This is a genomic window from Akkermansiaceae bacterium (assembly GCA_017798145.1).
GTDB lineage: Bacteria > Verrucomicrobiota > Verrucomicrobiia > Verrucomicrobiales > Akkermansiaceae > Luteolibacter.
In genome coordinates this window covers 2,484,830-2,502,041 of sequence record CP059069.1, presented here as the reverse complement: position 1 = coordinate 2,502,041, position 17,212 = coordinate 2,484,830, and the positions used below count along the sequence as shown (strand labels likewise).

At 62.2% G+C, this 17,212-nt stretch carries 15 protein-coding genes and 1 tRNA gene; 6 read left to right on the top strand and 10 right to left on the bottom strand.

Features of this window, described 5'->3' with window-relative positions; all coding sequences use genetic code 11:
- Positions 1-42: 42 nt before the first annotated feature.
- The 4 genes from HZ994_10645 to HZ994_10630 form a co-directional block, all read right to left on the bottom strand.
- Positions 43-360, bottom strand: a complete 318-nt coding sequence (locus HZ994_10645; protein QTN32770.1) for a Dabb family protein — start codon at positions 358-360, stop codon at positions 43-45.
- 22 nt (positions 361-382) lie between these two features.
- Positions 383-757: an NADH-quinone oxidoreductase subunit A gene (locus HZ994_10640; protein QTN32769.1), complete on the bottom strand. Its 375-nt coding sequence runs from the start codon at positions 755-757 to the stop codon at positions 383-385.
- A 117-nt stretch (positions 758-874) separates the two neighbouring features.
- Entirely contained in the window at positions 875-1,141 is a 267-nt protein-coding gene (locus HZ994_10635) for a hypothetical protein (protein QTN32768.1), read from the bottom strand.
- A gap of 155 nt (positions 1,142-1,296) precedes the next feature.
- Positions 1,297-2,103, bottom strand: coding sequence for a metallophosphoesterase family protein (locus HZ994_10630; GenBank protein ID QTN32767.1), 807 nt, complete (start codon positions 2,101-2,103; stop codon positions 1,297-1,299).
- A 143-nt stretch (positions 2,104-2,246) separates the two neighbouring features.
- Between HZ994_10630 and HZ994_10625 the strand changes: the two genes are divergently transcribed.
- Positions 2,247-2,318, top strand: a tRNA-Arg gene (locus HZ994_10625).
- Positions 2,319-2,327: 9 nt separating this feature from the next.
- On the opposite strand, the gene HZ994_10620 is transcribed toward HZ994_10625, so the two are convergent.
- Complete coding sequence (locus tag HZ994_10620) at positions 2,328-4,370, bottom strand: hypothetical protein (protein QTN32766.1); 2,043 nt, start codon at positions 4,368-4,370, stop codon at positions 2,328-2,330.
- Positions 4,371-4,468: 98 nt separating this feature from the next.
- On the opposite strand from HZ994_10620, the gene HZ994_10615 reads away from it, so the two are divergent.
- On the top strand, positions 4,469-5,203 hold the full coding sequence (locus HZ994_10615) for a phosphodiester glycosidase family protein (GenBank protein ID QTN32765.1): 735 nt from the start codon (positions 4,469-4,471) through the stop codon (positions 5,201-5,203).
- Here the strand turns inward: HZ994_10615 and HZ994_10610 are convergent, their stop codons facing one another.
- Positions 5,204-5,926, bottom strand: a complete 723-nt coding sequence (locus HZ994_10610; protein ID QTN32764.1) for a murein L,D-transpeptidase — start codon at positions 5,924-5,926, stop codon at positions 5,204-5,206.
- A gap of 253 nt (positions 5,927-6,179) precedes the next feature.
- Here HZ994_10610 and HZ994_10605 point away from each other — a divergent pair, with 253 nt between their 5' ends.
- The gene (locus HZ994_10605; protein QTN32763.1) at positions 6,180-6,704 is read left to right on the top strand and encodes a hypothetical protein; all 525 of its coding nucleotides are present in this window, start codon (positions 6,180-6,182) and stop codon (positions 6,702-6,704) included.
- A gap of 59 nt (positions 6,705-6,763) precedes the next feature.
- On the opposite strand, the gene lpxA is transcribed toward HZ994_10605, so the two are convergent.
- Both lpxA and HZ994_10595 read right to left on the bottom strand, forming a co-directional pair.
- A complete protein-coding gene (gene lpxA / locus HZ994_10600; GenBank protein ID QTN32762.1) occupies positions 6,764-7,537 on the bottom strand; it encodes an acyl-ACP--UDP-N-acetylglucosamine O-acyltransferase in 774 nt (257 codons plus the stop codon).
- 80 nt (positions 7,538-7,617) lie between these two features.
- Positions 7,618-8,163, bottom strand: coding sequence for a hypothetical protein (locus HZ994_10595; GenBank protein ID QTN32761.1), 546 nt, complete (start codon positions 8,161-8,163; stop codon positions 7,618-7,620).
- Between the two features lie 131 nt (positions 8,164-8,294).
- On the opposite strand from HZ994_10595, the gene HZ994_10590 reads away from it, so the two are divergent.
- Positions 8,295-9,884 (top strand): hypothetical protein, encoded by a 1,590-nt coding sequence (locus tag HZ994_10590; GenBank protein QTN32760.1) that lies wholly within the window; start codon positions 8,295-8,297, stop codon positions 9,882-9,884.
- Positions 9,885-9,886: 2 nt separating this feature from the next.
- Here HZ994_10590 and rfbB read toward each other — a convergent pair whose 3' ends face one another.
- A complete protein-coding gene (gene rfbB, locus HZ994_10585) occupies positions 9,887-10,867 on the bottom strand; it encodes a dTDP-glucose 4,6-dehydratase (GenBank protein ID QTN34370.1) in 981 nt (326 codons plus the stop codon).
- 179 nt (positions 10,868-11,046) lie between these two features.
- A complete protein-coding gene (locus HZ994_10580; GenBank protein ID QTN32759.1) occupies positions 11,047-13,230 on the bottom strand; it encodes a sulfatase-like hydrolase/transferase in 2,184 nt (727 codons plus the stop codon).
- 23 nt (positions 13,231-13,253) lie between these two features.
- Between HZ994_10580 and HZ994_10575 the strand changes: the two genes are divergently transcribed.
- Complete coding sequence (locus HZ994_10575; protein QTN32758.1) at positions 13,254-13,964, top strand: MarR family transcriptional regulator; 711 nt, start codon at positions 13,254-13,256, stop codon at positions 13,962-13,964.
- Positions 13,965-14,052: 88 nt separating this feature from the next.
- The gene (locus tag HZ994_10570; GenBank protein QTN32757.1) at positions 14,053-16,905 is read left to right on the top strand and encodes a hypothetical protein; all 2,853 of its coding nucleotides are present in this window, start codon (positions 14,053-14,055) and stop codon (positions 16,903-16,905) included.
- Positions 16,906-17,212: the final 307 nt, after the last annotated feature.

Here is a 17,212-nt window from a genome sequence, read left to right as displayed (position 1 = left end):
CATTTCAAGCGCGGATCGTACCAATTTCCGGCAGATCAGGCGCTACGAATATTTCAGGTCGCGGGACGGATCGAGCTCGAAGACCAACCCGAACTGGTTGTTGGTGTGCGGCTTGATGAACTGCTGGATGAACTTCAGGTGGAATGCATCCTCCCTCACCAGGCCGAGCTTTTCCATGGACTCCACCTCGTAGGAGTAGAAAAACTGCCACTGGGACTCGGGATCGAGGTTGCGGCCGGACTTCACGGATAGCACCTCCGGGATTTTCAGCAACCATGTTCGCGCCGCCCTAACCATTTGCTCCAGCGCCCCGTGGTCCGAGGGATCGTTGAGCTGGAGGTAGATGACGTGGTGGATCATGTTTCCGAAGGGGGGTCCGGGGTCAGCTCTTCCAGTTGAGCGCGCCCTTTTTGAGGGCATAGACGTAGGCGATGGCGAGGATGCCTGCGAAGCCCGCCATGCTGGTGAGTGCGGTGGCACCGTGATGCGCGGAAAGGTCGCGGAACTGCACGGCCCAGGGATACATGAAGACCACCTCGATGTCGAAGATGACGAAGAGCATGGCCACGAGGTAGAACTTGACGGAGAAGCGGGGTGCGCCCTCGCCGATGGGGATCATGCCGCACTCGTAGGCGGTGTCCTTGGTGGCGTTGCGGCGCGCGGAGCGGCCGAAGACGACGCTGAGGGCTAGGGTGGTGACCGCGAAGCCGAGGGCGATGAGCACCTGCAGGAGCACGGGGAGGTAGTTTTCTGGCATGGCTGGGGAACGGTGGTGGCTGCGCCAGCTTTCGTAGGGGCTCGGCTGCGGCTTGGACAGAAAAAAACCCGCGCCATGCGAATGGCGCGGGTTTGTCAGGAAATGTCATTGGGGCGTTCAGGCCTCCGCATCGGCCTCCTGGGCCGCGGCGTATGCGCTGGACGCTTCATGAACCCGGGCGGTGCCCTTGTATTCCTTGCCGAGCTTCTCGACGAGACCCCTGTTGACCAGGTTCTGCAGTTTCTCGTAGGAACGGAGGCGGAGCATTTCCTCCCCGCCGCTCACTGCGTTGCGCTGCTTCAGGTTTTCGAAAACCCTTTCGAATAGGTCATTGAATCCGAACACTTTCTTTTCGGAAAGGACGTTGCAGAGTTCATCGGTCACGTGGTCTGGAAGCCTCCGGGAGAACCGGGTTCTTTTTGTGGTTGTTGCCATAGCGGGGTGAGTATAGCACCCGCCCGCGACAAAAGCGACCCAAAATTTTAAAGGTTGAGTAAATGCCCCGGTTTAAATTTTGCAAGTCTTAAATTTCATGTTTCCTAAATAAATTTTCGGCGGAATTCGGCAGGTTCCATAAGGGTTCCCTGCACGCCGCGTTCCCGGATGCGTCCGGAACATATTTTTATCCCATCCCACTCCACCCATCCGGCGGGGCCTGGGACAACGAAGGAGCCGGTGTTGATCACAGTCCGGCCCCGCGATTGCCGGATCCCGCGGCAGTGGAAATGGCCGACGACGAGCATCTCCGCGGCGGGGAAATAGCGCTCGCAGAAAAGCGCGCCGAGTTTTCCCTGGGTGATCCAAGCGTGTAGCATCGCGATCGCGCGCTGCGGCGGGAATGCGGCATCGAGAGCGCGGGCGAACAGGCTGCGTCCCTGGGGGTGGGAAAGATTGGGCAGGCTTTTGGAGATCGCCCGGGCAAGCTCGTGGCGGGCGGCGGGATCGGTGGCGGCGGCGGGATGGCTTGCCCAGAGCGCATCCACCACGGAGCGACCGGCGAGCATCTCGCGTTTCCATGGCGCTCCGTCGCGGAGCAAGGCATCGCCATGGGTGATGATGATTCTCCCGCCGGCGAGCTCCATGAAGCCGACCCCGTCCCAACCGGGATCGTGGTTTCCCGGGAGGAAGACGGCGTCGCAAGCTTCTTCGGCCAGGATGAGCCGGAGCCGGGCGAGCAACTGTCCGGAATGTTCGCGCCATTGGGGGGAAAGCTCTTCCCAGGTGTCGCCGTTGAAAAGCACCGTGCCCGCGCCGCGGAACAGCGGGCGGAGGGACTCGACATCGCCGATTCGCGATGCGCGGTGCCCGAGGTGCAGGTCGGAAAATATCCGTAGCGGGAGTTTCATGGATGATTTTCTCCGGGATGCCTGCGTTTTTGCAAGGGTCTTCCGGTTCAAAAGCGATTTCATGGGGGATTGCGTGGCAGCGGGGTTATCCTTGCCAAAGCCCGTGCGCTACCCTACACACTCCCCCCTCACGCCGAGCACAAGGTCCCGTGGTCCAATGGATAGGACGATGGCCTCCGAAGCCGTAGGTGGTGGTTCGATTCCACCCGGGACCATTTGCGGCGTCAGTTTTCGATCCCGAGGATCGTGTTGACCTCCTGGCGCTTCAGATTCGCGATCTCGGCCTCGTAGCTGCTGAATCCGCGCGCGGCCACCCTCGTCAGGTCATCCTCTGTGAAGCGCTTTTCGGCGGATGCCAGGAAAAGCGGCAGCGCAACCGCCGGGATGATCAGGGCAAGGGCGAATGCGGGCTGCATGACGCGTGCGACGATCGCCCGGCGCAGGCGCGAGGCCTGCTTTCCGAAGAGTGCGCGAAGGGCGGTGACGACGATGGAAAGCTGCCAAAGCAGGAGCGGGGCACCTAACAGAATCAGGGTGTTGCGGCCTTTGTGGATGTTCCCGGCGAGCAACGGATAGGCCGCTAGTGCCAGCACGATGCCCATGACAGGGAAAACGAATGCCGGTTTTCCAATCCTGAAATCCATCCCGAATGCGCCGCTCCGTTTCCCGAGCCGCCAGCGAACCAGGATGGGGGTTACGCCCAGGATGAGCAGGAGCAGGATCGTATAATGGATGGCGGGAAACTGGAATCCCATCCGGCTGAGCCCCATGCCCCTGCCACCCAGCGGCGTGAGCAGGCTGATGGCAAAGGTCACCATGAAAGGCAGGACAACGCCGATCCCGAATATCCAGATCCAGTCGCAGCCATTGAGGAGCTGGGTGAAGCGGTCGGACAAAACCCTGATTGCACGCGGAGCGCGGTATTGGAAGAGGAACACGCAAAGCCCGCATACCAACGCGGAGGCCGCGAGCGCTGAGACGCCCAGCGCCGATGCGAAATCGTGCTCCGCAAGGCGGCTTGGAGCCAAATCATTGGAAGTGAGAACGGGGGGATTCGCCACCTGTCGGCCTATCAGCGGCAAGGACAGCCTGTGCATCATGGAGCCTTCCGCTTCGATGAGCAGAGTCGTTGCGTCGTTGCGCCGGATCTCCTTGAGGTCGCTGTATTCCTGGAATGCGGCTTTCCTTTTCCCGAGGCTTTCCTCCAGGTCTGAAATGCCAAGTCGGACGGCTCCGTGGTAGAGCGATTGTGTGGTGGCGATGGCGATCGCATTGAAAACCAACTCTCCGACGAGAGTGCCCGGGGGGCTTTTGCCCAGATGCGCGAGCAAAGCCTCGGCCATCTCGTGGTCGCGGCGGAACGCTTCGGCATCGCCATCCACCGAGTGAAGGTAGGCGCTGGCCTGCAGCAAATTCGCCGCTTTCATGAGCGAGATCACCTGGCTGGTCTGGCTGGCGGAATAGGTGAGGGCCTGCATGCGTCCCACAAAAGTTTCCTGATCGAAGAGCCCCACCCTTTTCTCCGCCAGCGCGGTTTCGTATGAATCGAAACGGGGCAGGGCGGAGGCCTTGGCGATCCATTCCATCGCTTCCGCAAATTCCGCCTCATCGGTGATTTTCCATACCGTCTCCTTGGGGATGGGCCTCAGCCGCACCCCGTCCCTCATGCGTGGAGGCGGGCTAGGCCCCGAGGGCGGGGATTTGACTTTTTCAATGGAATCCCCTCCCTGGCGCCCAGCCATGATGTAGGGGAAAAAGGCATTTTCCGGGTCGATTCGTGCCACCGTTTGCAGATGGTGCGCAGGGAAGGCGTCATGAAACTCGAAGTAGGCATCCGCGTATTCCGCATAGAAATCGGGACGTTCCGGATCGCTGTTGTGCAGCGCTTCCTTTTGGGTGATGCGGGGTTTCGAAGGGTCTCCCAGAAGCAGTTTTCCGGAAGCCGAGAGCCCCTCCGGACTTATGCCCTCCCCGATGGGGGCGAAGCTGGTGAGCGCCCTCACCATCCTCATGGTCTTGAAAGCAGAAATGCCGGTAATGACTAAGGCGGCCAGGGAAATTGCAGCGAGTGCGTATAGAATGACCTTCCATGCGCCGGGGTGCTTCCTGGCATCCATTTCCTCCCAGCGCACGATGGCAGCCGCTGCGTCCGGATGCGCCGGGTCCGCTGTTTCGCGGAGCATCCCGGTTACGGCCATGCGCTGCTCCGCGTTGTCTGCGAAGGGTGCGGTGGCGGCGGCGATGAGCGGGTTTGTTTCCGGGAGCACCTACACTGACTATGGGAAAAGCCCCCGGACTGGTAGGCATTTCTTTGAGCCGCAGGCCCGATCTTTACGGGGATTGGTGTTTCCGCTAGGACTTGCGGATGATACGCCCGTTGCTTGTTTGGCTTGCCCTCATATCGGCGCTTTTCGCGGCACCTGAGACTGTGATGCGCGATGGCGTGCGGTATTTCATCTGGAGGGCGGAGCCGGGGAAGGTGCGGGTGCTCTGGAAGGATGACGCCGGGAAACAACTTGGCGATCTGCCGACGGCGAAGGCCTATTTGGAGGGGAAGGGCGAGAAGCCGCTGATGCTGATGAACGGCGGGATCTTCGAGCCGGGCCGCATCCCCAGCGGGCTGATGGTGCAGGATGGGAAGCCGCTGCGCCCGCTGAATCCGAGGGACGGCGCGGGGAATTTTTTCATGAAGCCGAACGGGATTTTCCTGATCTCCGGAAAAGGTGCGCGGGTCTTGGAGACCTCGAAATATCCGCCACAGGGGGAGAAGGTTTCCTACGCGGTGCAGTCCGGGCCCTTGCTTTCGGAAAATGGGAAGGTGCATCCGGCCTTCAACAAGGGATCGGACTCACGGCTGCTGCGCAACGGGGTGGGAGTTGCGGAAGATGGGACGGTGGTGTTCGCGATCTCGGATTCCAAGGGCGAGAAATGGCCGAACCTTTATGGCTTCGCGGATCTGTTCCTGAGCCTCGGCTGCAAGGACGCGCTGTTCCTGGATGGGGATATCAGCCAGATGAGGTTTGGGGAAAATCTTGGCAAGGGGAGCAATCAGTTTGGGTCTGTGATTGCGGTGGTGGAAGAAGTGAAAAGTGCCGAGTGATCAGTGATCAGTGGAAGACTCGGGCTGCTCGAAAATGTAAGTTTTGTCGTTGACGCTTACCTCTGGGGGGATGCGGGTTTCCTCGAAGAGGTCGTAGCCGGTTTTTAGGTTTTTCCAGAAGGGGAGGTGGGGGCTGCCGGCTGCTTGCGCCATGCGCTCCTCCGTCATGCGGAAGGGGAAAATGTGGATGCGGAAGAAGGGCTGCCCGGCGTCGAGGGCCGCCTGGCAGAGAGCGTAGATCTCCTCGATCTTCTCATCGGTCATGGCGAGGCAGCCGATGGAGACCTTGCTGCCATGGATCATGATGAAGGAGCCGGTGCGGCCGTGGGCGCGGTCGTAGGCGTTGGGGTAATTCACATTGAAGGAGAGGTGGAAGGAGCTGTTAGGGTTCATGTCCTTCGCGCCGGAGAAATAGAAGCCCTCCGGCACCTGGCGGTCGCCCTCGGCGAGCTTGGGGCCGAGGGTGCCGCTGGCGGCGGCGATGGGATAGGTGCGGAACAGCACGAATTTCCCGGTTGCCTTGTCCTCGATGAAAAGCTCCAGCTCCCGCTCCTCCTTGAAGGCGCGGATGAAGACGGGCGAGCCGGATTCCAGTTTTTTCTCCGCGAGTTCGGTTTCCATGGGCTTGGGTGCCTCCTCCTTCTTCTGGCTTTTGGCCTTATCCCCGCACTGCACCAAGAGCGGGAGGAATGGAAGCAGGATGAGGAGAGGGAAAATCTTCATGCTTTTTTCCAAACCGGCTGCAAGCCTGATAAATGGGAACGCATGCCTACGCAAGGCGGCGGCGATTTTTTTATGCTTCCTATCCGTGGCCTGTATGATGAATGCATTGGGTTGCCCACCGATCATGCGCCTTTCTCCCATCCGGATTCTCGTGACGTGCCTCATGCTGTCCTCTTGCGCATCCAACCGATCTCCCACACAAGGCGCATCGGAAGCGGATGCCGGCGGCAGCAGCGTATTGGAACGTGCGGTCATGGAACTTCCCCCCGAAGCGGTCGCTGACATCCCGTTCCCGCAGCGTGCCATATTCCTGTCTCACCTCCGATCCGACGGGCCACCGAACCCGCGCCTCGACGTCAAGAACGGCTTCCTGTGGTTCTATTCCGATGGAGAGACGCCGTTCCTCGCCTCTTCCATGCTCTACATGAAGGTTTTTCCAATCAAGGGCGGTGGAGACATCGTTTTCTGCCACATGCCGAAGCCGCAGGCGGACACGATGCCGCCACGTCCGGGACAAACCTATTTTTACGCCCATCGCGACGGGAAATGGGTGGACGTCACGAAGGAAACGCTACCTGAGGGTGTCGATATCCTTTGGCTTTTCAGGCACAGCAGGCGTTCGCTTGTTCTTCAGGCCGGGCCATACAAGGTTTGGAAAAAGCCCGACGGGACGGAAGCATGTGGCGGAGACGGGGTGCGGCTCATGGATCTTGCGTGGGACGGCAGGTCCTTTCGCGCACACACTGCGAAATCCCCAGAGTTTTACTACGGCGATTGATGGCATGTGGGATCAGGCGGACGGGCTCAACCCGAATCTCCGATCGGCCCATTTCCCTCTCACCGCGTCACCCCGCGCTGGGTTTCCTCCACGAAATGGATGAGGTGCTCGACGTGGGGGTTGGAAGCGGCGGCGGTGGCTTTCAGGGAGCTGACGCCGTTGGCTAGGCTGATGTCCTTTTTGAGGAACAGGCGCTTGTAGGCGGATTTCAGGTCGCGGATGTCGGCCTCGGTGAAGCCGCGGCGCTGGAGGCCGATGAGGTTGAGGCCGCGGGTGGAGGCGGGGTTGCCATCGACGATCATGAAGGGCGGGATGTCCTGCACCACCTTCGAGAGTCCGCCGATGATGGAATGTTTCCCGATGCGGCAGAACTGGTGGACGGCGGCGAGGCCGGAGACGATGGCATGATCCTCCACGGTGACGTGGCCGGCGAGGCTGCCGTTGTTGGAGAGGATGATGTGGTCGCCCAGCTGGCAGTCGTGGGCGACGTGGGAGTAGCAGAGGAAGAGATTGTCCGAGCCGATGCGGGTGGGCAGCTCCGCGTGGGTGCCGCGGTGGATCGTGCAGTTCTCGCGGAAGGTGTTCCGGTCGCCTACCTCCAGGGCGGTGGGCTCGCCGATGTATTTGAGATCCTGGGTTTTCCCACCGACGACGGCGAAAGGGAAGAACTCGTTGCCTTTCCCGAAGGTGGATGTGCCCTCGATCACAACGTGCGAATGGAGCACGCAGTCATCGCCGAGGGTGACGTTCGCGCCGATCACGCAATAGGGGCCGACACGGACGTTCCTGCCGAGCTCGGCTTTCGGCGAAATGATGGCGGTGGGGTGGATCACTGCGCCAGTCTCGGATGGCCGGGTGCGGGGTGACGAGCGAAAATTGTCACATGGGGCAGCTCGCGGCGGGCCGGCGGGCTTCAGCGGTCCGCAGGCAGGATGGTGGTGAGCGCCGGGGAGATGACCGGCCCCTCGATGGCTGTAACCGGAACCACAGCCCGGCTCGTCGGGGAGGCCGGGGCGGAGTTCATGCCGGTCGTGCCGGGCCTGCCTTTGCTCTGCGCGATGCCAAGGAATGTAAGTGCCATGATGCCGCAGGCCAGCGCCCCGGACATGCCGAAGAGCCACCAGCGGTGCCCGCCCTCATACGGTGCGCCGACCCCCGGCTCCGCGTCTTTCCGGAGGCGCGGCATGCCGGGCAGGCGAACCACGGCCGGGGAGGTGGATGGACTCTCCGTCATTTCCCGGAAAGGGGATGTGACCGGCAGCGCCCAGCCTGCGTAGTCGTCCTCGCTGGAGGAAAGCGCCATCCCCTCGGGCTGCACGGGATGCCTGTCGTAGGCTCCCCTCTCAATGACCCGGGAAACCACATTCTCATCGATGAAGCCCTCTACGCGACTGCGCCGGAGGCTGCGGCTTTGCTCGGTGGTTTCGGATGGCAGGGGTGCAAGCGATAAGGTATCCATGGCAATTCAGTTGATTGATGTCGGCTTAGCTTGATTTCAAAGAAACATCAATCATTAATTTATCCGAAGTAAAAACCCGTTCGCAAGTGTGGTTGCATTCGGAAGATCTCTCGGGCAAGTTACCGCGGCACATGGCCGACACGAAAAACACCAGTGAGAACCTGACGATACGCTGCCCGAATTGCAGGCAGCGCTTTTTCGTGGGTGCCGACCTGATGGATCGCATGGTCGAGTGCGGGGGTTGCGAGACCCGTTTCCGCATCAATGACGATGTTGTGCTGCGCTCGAAGAAATTCTACCCCGGGGAGCGCAGCGGGACGGATCTGAACCATTTCCAGCGGGTTCCGCTGTCCGCAGCGGCACCGGAGGGCTTGGCGACGATGCGATACGCGGAGTTCAGCTCCCCGGAGCGGCTTGAGCCGGCCTCCCCGCAGCGCATCATCGCGGGCATCTTCGGGGTCGCCCTGATGGCCATCATCGCGCTGATGCTCATCTTCGCGGTGAATCCCGGGGGCGCTTTCAGTGTCATGCCGCTGGAAAACAAGCTCATCGTGGCCTGCTTCACATCCCTGCTTGGCATCGTCCTTCTCATTTACGCAAACCCCAAGGCGCGGGTGAAGGCCTTCGCCTTCGGGGTCCTGCTCGGCTCCGGTGTTGTCTGCCTGCCTTTTTTCTTCAAGGGGCAGCCGCTCGCACAGAACAACATCGTCGAGTTCAGGCCGGCCGATGTGGATGTGTTGTTCGGCACCGAGGAGGAGGATGAGGATCCGCTCCTCGCAATGCGTGAGCGCTATGGGACGAAACCCCTGGAGGCGGAGCAGGAAAGGATGCGCAAGGCCACGGACGGGAAAGAGGCCTTCGGGATCTTCCTCACCGGCCTCACGCCGAGGAACAAGTTCATAGCCAGGGATTTCCTCATACGGGAAACCGAGGCATCGCTTTCCTCCCATCCCTATCCGCGCGATGACGGGAACTACCTCATGGTCCTCAGCGATGTGGCCATGGACATCACCAAGGTGGCTGAGATCGCAGGCCGCCTCGGTTCCGTGGAGGGCACTTTCCCGGAGATCGCCGTGATCGTGGTTCGCGTGGACAACTCGCACTTCGCCGCCGGCTCCGCCGAGAAGCTCAACGACAAAAAGGATCCCGCCTTCTACGAGCTCAACCAATACGAGCTGCGCAACATCGACCTCGACCGCGTCCAGGCCGCCGTCGAGCGCCTTGCCGATGCGGAGCCGACGATCTACCGCAAGGACATCAGCCGCTCACTCACCGATCTGCTCGGCAAGCCCGGCGTCAGCTTCCACGACCAGCTCGCAAAAGCCCTTCTCGTATGGCAGGAAGAGCCCGGCCCGGCGGCGGAAGCCGGGCTCGGGGTGCTGCGCAGCTCCCTTGCCGCAGGCGGCATTGTTTCCGAAAGCCTCGTGGATCTGGTGTCAAGGGGAGGGGCGGACGACGCCATCCCGCCGATCAACCAGATCTGGATCCAAAGCCCCGGCAACTGGGAGACCTACTACGCAAGGTTCGGCGCACGCATCATCCCCGGCCTGCTGGCCCAGCTTGGCTCCAAGGATGCGCCGCTGCGCCGCTCCGCGGTGAGGCTGCTGGGCAAGGTCGGCACCGATGCGGAGCTGCCCGGCCTGGAAAAGCTCTCCTCGGATCCCGATCCGGAAATCAGGGTGCTTGCAGAGCGCGCGGTCGCCGCCATCAGGGCCCGCTGACTTCAGGGGCCGGCCGCCGCGCGGACAAGTCCCGGCAGGCAGGCGGACAGTTTTTTCCGTGCTCCCCAGCCCAGTTCCCGCATGATTTTCCCCGGATCCACGGCATAGCGGAAATCATGCCCCGGCCTGTCGTCCACATGGCGGATGAGCGAGGCGTGCCCGGCGGGGAAAGCATCCGGCCGGAGCTCGTCGAGGGCTCCGCAGATCGCCTGCACGAGATCGATGTTGCGCCACTCGTCCCGGGCGCCGATGCAGTAGGTTTCCCCGATGCTGCCACGCTCCGCCACCGCGATGAGCGCCGCGACGTGATCCTCCACATGCACCCAGTCCCGCACTTGCCGGCCGCTCCCATAGACCGGGATTCCCTCGCCCGCCAGGCCCCGTGAAATTGCCAGCGGTATCAGCTTTTCCGGGAACTGGCCGCTGCCGTAGTTGTTTCCGCAATGCGTCACGATCACCGGCAGCCCGTAGGTTTCGTGCCATGCCCGGACCAGGTGGTCCGCCCCCGCCTTGCTTGCCGAATAGGGCGAGCGCGGCCCGTATCCGCTTTCCTCATCGAAAGCCCCATCCTCCCCGAGGCTGCCATAGACCTCGTCCGTGGAGATATGGATGAAGCGGAAATTTTTCACGCGCTGCCTCCGAGCCGCCTCCAGCAAAGCCCCCGTCCCCAGCAGATTTGTCCGCAGGAATTCCAGCGGCCCTTCGATCGAGCGGTCCACGTGGCTCTCCGCCGCCGTGTGGAAAACCCATTCCGGCCGGAAATCAGCCATCGCCATCCGCATCGCATCCGCATCCGCGATGTCCGCCTTGAAGAATTGGTGCCGCCCCGTCCCCGCGAATTCGTCGATGAGCCCGGCATCGGCCGCGTATGTGAGCTTGTCCACGTTCAGGACCTCATTCCCCGCGGCAAGCAAGGCCCGCACCAAGTGCCCGCCGATGAAGCCGCAGCCACCGGTCACCATCACCCGCCTGCAAGCTGTCATATCCAGGTCCATGCTTTGCAGTGAGAAAATGCCCGCGTCCCGGCGGAAGACCAAGCCCGATCTTCATGGAAAGCAACGGGATTTTGCCAGGCGTATCGTGTTTCCGTGAAACCTGCGATGAAATCGAGCTGGCTTGGGATCCCCACCTTTTCAGATCGGGCGGGGACGCACCTGCCCGTTCAGAGCCCCAGTTCCTTGAGCATCGGTGCCAATGCCCCGGCCCAGGTGTCGTAGGCGGCGGGGTTTAGGTGGAGGAGGTCGGGGAACTTGTCTTTGCTGAGGTTGCCCTCGGTATCGAGGTATTTTGCGTTGATGTCTAACAGGTGGACGCGCTTGCCGTCGGCGAGGGCTTTGACCTGTTCGTTGATCTCGTCGTTGATGATGCGCAGCGGATCTTCCTTGCTGGCTCCGCGTGGGAAGACGGACATGAGGACGATTTTCGTCTCGGGCCATTTCCATGCGAGATCGTCGAGGACGGACTTCATGGCTCCGACGGTTTCGGAGGCGGGGCGTTTCTCATGGCCGGTGTTGTTGGTGCCGATGAGGATGACGGCGGCCTTGGGATTGATGCGCTGGATGTTGCCGTTCTGGAGGCGCCAGATGAGGTGCTCGGTGCGGTCTCCGGAGTAGCCCCAGTTGAGCGCGCCCATTGGCGCGAAGTGTTTGTCCCAGGCATCCTTGCCCTTCTCTTCCCAAGCCTGGGTGATGGAGTCGCCGAGGAAAACGACCTGCGCGGCCTTCGCTTCCCTGGTGTTGGCTTCCTTGTTTTTCGCCGCCCAGCGCTCCTTCCACCAGTCTTCCTTCATGCGGTGCATGGGGAAGGTGGAGGCGTTGGCTCCGTATTGTTCCTTGAGATCCGCGTAGAGGGATTTCATTTTCGCGACCACGGCGGCGTAGGCGGGGTCGGCGAAGACGTTTTTCATTTCCTGCGGGTCCTTCTCCAGGTCGAAGAGCATCCACTCGTCGGTGTCGGGGAAGTGCATGAGCTTGTGGCGGGAGTCGCGGACGCCATCGTGGCGGGCGACGGCGTGGGTGTTCTCGCCGGAGTATTGGTAGAAGACGGCGTCGCGCCAGCCTTCGGGGGTTTTGCCTTCGCCCTTGAGGATGGGGACGATGCTTTTGCCCTGCATGTCGGGCGGGATTGGCGCGCCGGCCATTTCGAGGAAGGTGGGGGCGTAGTCGATGTTCTGGATCATCGCCTCCGGCCTCACCCCGGCCTTGGCGACGCCGGGCCAGCGGATTAGGAAGGGCATCTTGAAGGATTCCTCGAACATCCAGCGCTTGTCGTACCAGCCGTGCTCACCGAGGTAGAAACCCTGGTCGGAGGAGTAGATGACGACGGTGTTTTCCGCGAGGCCGGATTCCTCCAGGTATTCGAGGGTGCGGCCGATGTTCTCGTCCACGGCGCGGATGGTGCGGAGGTAGTTCTTGATGTAGCGCTGGTATTTCCAGCGGGTGAGTTCCTCGTCGGTCATGGTCGGCAGGGCGGCGAGGAGCTTATCGTTCTCCGGGCCGTAGGCGGCGTCGAATCCGGCTTTCTGCGCGGCTGTCATGCGGGCGTATTCCTGGTTTGCGAGGCCGCCCATGAAGCGTTTGTCGGTGGGTTCGCCATGGAGAAACATGTCCCAGCCCCAGAAGAAATGGTTGGCGATGGTCATCTGCTGGTTTTTCACCGCATCGATGCGGCCGGAATGGTCGTCGAAGAGGGTTTCCGGCTCGGGCATCTCGATGTCGTCGAAGAGCGTGTAATGGCGCGGTGCGGGCACCCAGCTGCGGTGCGGCGCCTTCTGCTGGCTCATCAGGACGAAGGGCTTGGACTTGTCCTTGCGGTTCTTGAGCCAGGCTATGGTCTTGTCGGTCACGATGTCGGTGACGTATCCCTCGCTGCGTTTCACGGAGCCGTCCATCTGGATGAAATCAGGGTTCACATAGCTGCCCTGTCCGGGGAGGATCTCCCAGTGGTCGAAGCCTGTGGGGTCGGAAACGAGGTGCCATTTCCCGATCAGGGCGGTCTCGTATCCGGCGTTTTGGAGGAGCTTGGGAAAGGTCTGCTGGCTGCCGTCGAAGCGCCCGGAATCGTTGTCCACGTAGCCGTTGAGGTGGCTGTGCTTGCCGGTGAGGATGGAGGCGCGGGAGGGGCCGCAGATCGAGTTTCCGCAGAAGGAGTTTTCGAAAATCATGCCCTCGGCGGCGAGGCGGTCGATGTTGGGCGTAGGGGCGATTTTCTGGAAACGCCCGCCGTAGGCGGAGATGGCCTGGAGCGCGTGGTCGTCGGTGAAGATGAAGAGGATGTTCGGGCGCTCGGCGGCATGGGAGATTGAGATCGACGCGAGCAAGGGCAGGAGGAAGGCCGGAATTTTCATAAACTGTGGGAAAGCCTCGCCCGATGCGCCCGCTGGACAAGGAAAAAACCCCGGCTACGATATGTCCCGAGCAGATGTTCCTTCCCGCATTCCACGACATGCTGAAGCCGCAATGGCTGGCCACCCTGACCGAGCTCAAGGAGGCCGGCGGGCTGGCGGTGAGCGAGCTTTCGCGCCGCCTGGGGACCAGCTACATGACGGTGAAGCAGCATTGCGAGGATCTGACCAAACTCGGATATCTCAAACGCTCCCGGGTGCCCCGGACGGAGATCGGCAGGCCGGAGATTTTCTACAGCCTTTCTGAAAAGGCCGATGCGCTGTTTCCAGCGATCCCAGCGGAATTCACCCTCGGGATGCTGGATCAGATCCAGAAAATGTTCGGCGAGAACTCGCCGGACCGGCTGCTTTTCCAGTATTTCCAGGATCAGGGGGAGGGCTGGAAAGCGCGGTTGGCGAAGGGCAGCACGCTGTTGTACCGGGCGCAGCTTTTTGCGAAAATCCGCTCACAGGAGGGTTGTTTCACCCGCTGCCTTCATGATGCGGAGGGCGGCAGGATCGTGTTGCGGGAGTTCCACAATCCGCTCGGGAGCATCCTCGCGAAGTATCCCCGTGCCGTTGCGATGGAGCAGCGGGCTGCGGAACACGCACTCGGCGGTAAGCTGGTGCGCGAGGTCTCCGGGGAAGCGGGCGGCATCCCGGCGCATGTGGATTTCATCCTCGCTGCGCCACCCTGAGGGCTAGGGCGTCCCGCCAGGGAAAAAGTTTTTGAATCAATTCCTCATCCCCCGTGTCAAAACCCCTGCGAACCCGTCGCCACGACCTATGAAAACCATGAACTTCGCCGCGCTTGCGGCCTGCGCCGCCCTCGGTCTCGTTTCCTGCGACAAGCGGGATGCGGGATTGGACAAGAAACTCGGAGAGCTTGAGAAAAAGGCGGCGGAGGCGCAGGAGCGGCAGCGCCAGCTGGAAGATGAGCTCGCCATCCAGAAACTCACCTCAGAGCTGGAGGCGATCGAGAGGGAACGGACTTTGATCGATCAGCAGCGCCTCGCGATGGAGCAAGACCGCAGCGCACAGGATGCGGCGGCGGCCGAAGCGCTCGCACTCCGTGAGCGGCAGCTCGATGAAAGGGAGGGCAGGCTTTCCCAGGCGCGGGAGGAGATCGATGCGCGCGAGCAGCAGCTCACCGGACTGGAGAGCGAGCTGAAGGAAAAGGAGCTGTCCATGGCCGGGCGCGAGCCGCTCCGTGCCCTGCCGGTCACACGGAAAACCTATGTCAGTGGCCCGACAGGGGATTTTGACAATTTCTACCGCCCGCTGGCGAATTACGGATCATGGTTCAACAGCTCGGACTACGGCTATGTCTATCAGCCCACGGTCGTGCGCGATTCTTCATGGCGGCCCTACACCCGCGGCCGCTGGGCATTCACCAACCAGGGCTGGACATGGGTCTCCGACGAGCCATTCGGCTGGGCCTGTTACCACTACGGGCGCTGGGCGCTCCTGAGGAACGTCGGCTGGGTTTGGGTGCCTGGCAACCAGTGGGCGCCTGCATGGGTGACATGGCGGGAAAGCCCCGGATATGTGGGCTGGGCACCGCTCCCGCCTGAGACGCTCGCCTGGCGGGATCGCTCATGGGATTCATCCGTGGAGGTGAACTTCGGAATCGGAAGCTCATGGTTCTCCTTCGTGTCATACCGCAATTTCGGCAGTGGAATACAAAACCACTGCCTGCCCGTGGCACAGAACACGGTCATCATCCGCAGCTCGCGCAACATAACACGCTACCGGGTCGACAATGAGCGCGTTTTCCTCGGCGGCCCAGCATACCAGAGGGTTTGCCAGGAAATCGGAAGGCCGTTCCCCATCCACCGCCTGAACATGGATCAGCGCCCTGATTTCGGCAGGAGCGGGCGCAGCCTGGGCTCGCGTTTCGATGGCAGGGATCTGCGTGTCGTCGCCCCGCGCATGGATGCGGACTGGAACCAGGCGCTCAGCCCGCAAAGGGTGAGCAGGGATCTCGGGCGTGTCTCCGTGGAGCGGTCGCGCGAGCTGCCGGAGGATGTGCGCAGGGAGTTTTCCGAGCACCGCAGGGAGGAGAGCAGGGATGCAGAGCGTATCGTGGCGGATGCCGGCGGGCGCGAAAGATTCGAGAGTGAGCGCCGGGAACGCTTGGAGAGAGGCCGTGAGGAGGCGGGAAGAAACGCGAACGAAGCAAGTCCCGGCGCGCCCCAGGAGCCGCCGGTCGCTGTCATCCCTGAAAGGCCGAATGTCCGTCCGGATCGTCCGGGACGCCCCGGTCGCCCGGATGGCAGTGTGCCAATTCCAGTGCTCCCCGGCACACCTGTGGAGCCGCAGCCGGATGGTACGCCGCCTGCGGGGATCCCGATTTCGCCGGAGCCAGCAACACCGGGAGATCCGGGGGAACCCGTTCTCCCTCCCGGCGTGACTCCCACGCCTCAAGTTCCGGAGGTTCCTCCGGGCATTGTCCCTTCGGAAGCCCCCGGCAGGCCGGAGCGTCCGGAGCGTCCCGGAATGCGTCCGGAAGCCCCGGAGCCTGAGCCCACCCCGGTGGTTCCGGAAGTGGTTCCGCCCGCTCCGGCTCCCATACAACCAGAGGCCGCCCCGGCACCGGAGCCCGTTAAGCCAGGGACTCCGCAGGACGATAGGCGCCGCAAGCTTCAGGAAATGATCGAGCAGCGCAAAGCCAAGCTCGAGGAGGAACGTCGGGCGGCACAGGCCGCTGCCGAGGAGGCGGCGCGCACCAGGAAGGAGGCTGGGAACCAGCAGATGGAGGAACCCGCCGAACCGGCAGGGGAAACAGCCCGCCAGCAGGAGCTGAGAAAAATTCAGGAAGCCCTTGAGCAGCGCAAGGCACAGGCTGAGGAAGCGCGCCGCCAGATCGAAGAAGCCCAGGCTCGCCAGCGCGAGCAGGCAGAGGAGCTTCGGAAGCAGGCGGAAGGAATGCCGAAAGAGGAGGCTCCCCCCGGCAGCCGCCAGCAACAAACCCGTCGCGGTGCGCAAGAGGAGCAAGCGAATGAGCAGCAAGAGCGCGCCCGCCAGCAGCAGGAGGAAATGCAGCGCCAGCAGGAGCAGCAAGAACGCGCCCGCCAGCAGCAGGAGGAAATGCAGCGCCAGCAGGAGCAGCAAGAGCGCGCCCGCCAGCAGCAGGAGGAAATGCAACGCCAGCAGCAGGAGCAGCAAGAGCGTGCCCGCCAGCAGCAGGAGGAAATGCAGCGCCAGCAGCAGGAGCAGCAAGAACGCGCCCGCCAGCAGCAGGAGGAAATGCAGCGCCAGCAGGAGCAGCAAGAGCGTGCCCGCCAGCAGCAGGAGGAAATGCAGCGCCAGCAGGAGCAACAAGAACGCGCCCGCCAGCAGCAGGAGGAAATGCAGCGCCAGCAGGAGCAGCAAGAGCGCGCCCGCCAGCAGCAGGAGGAAATGCAGCGCCAGCAGGAGCAGCAAGAGCGCGCCCGCCAGCAGCAGGAGGAAATGCAACGCCAGCAGCAGGAGCAGCAAGAACGCGCCCGCCAGCAGCAGGAGGAAATGCAACGCCAGCAGCAGGAGCAGCAAGAACGCGCCCGCCAGCAGCAGGAGGAAATGCAACGCCAGCAGCAGGAGCAGCAAGAGCGTGCCCGCCAGCAGCAGGAGCAGATGCGCCGACAGCAGGAACAGTAGAAGCAACAGGGCGGCAGAGTGGCAGTTCCAGCCGGAGCGCCGCCTTAGGAAATCCTGACTTCCGGCGCAGTGGGCTTCCCCTCCGCCTCACCTTCGGCGGCGACATCAAAACGCCCTGATCCGGATCAACGGCCAGGGCGAATATGAGAACTAATGGCCATGAATGAAAATCAGAACCTTCTGCGGCGGAGCAGAAGCATTGCACCAAGTCCTCCGAGGAGGGCGACAGAGGGTTCGGGGATGTCCGATGGTGTTCCTAACACATCGATCTCATGGTACAAGGAATCACCGGCAGTGCGATGAATTG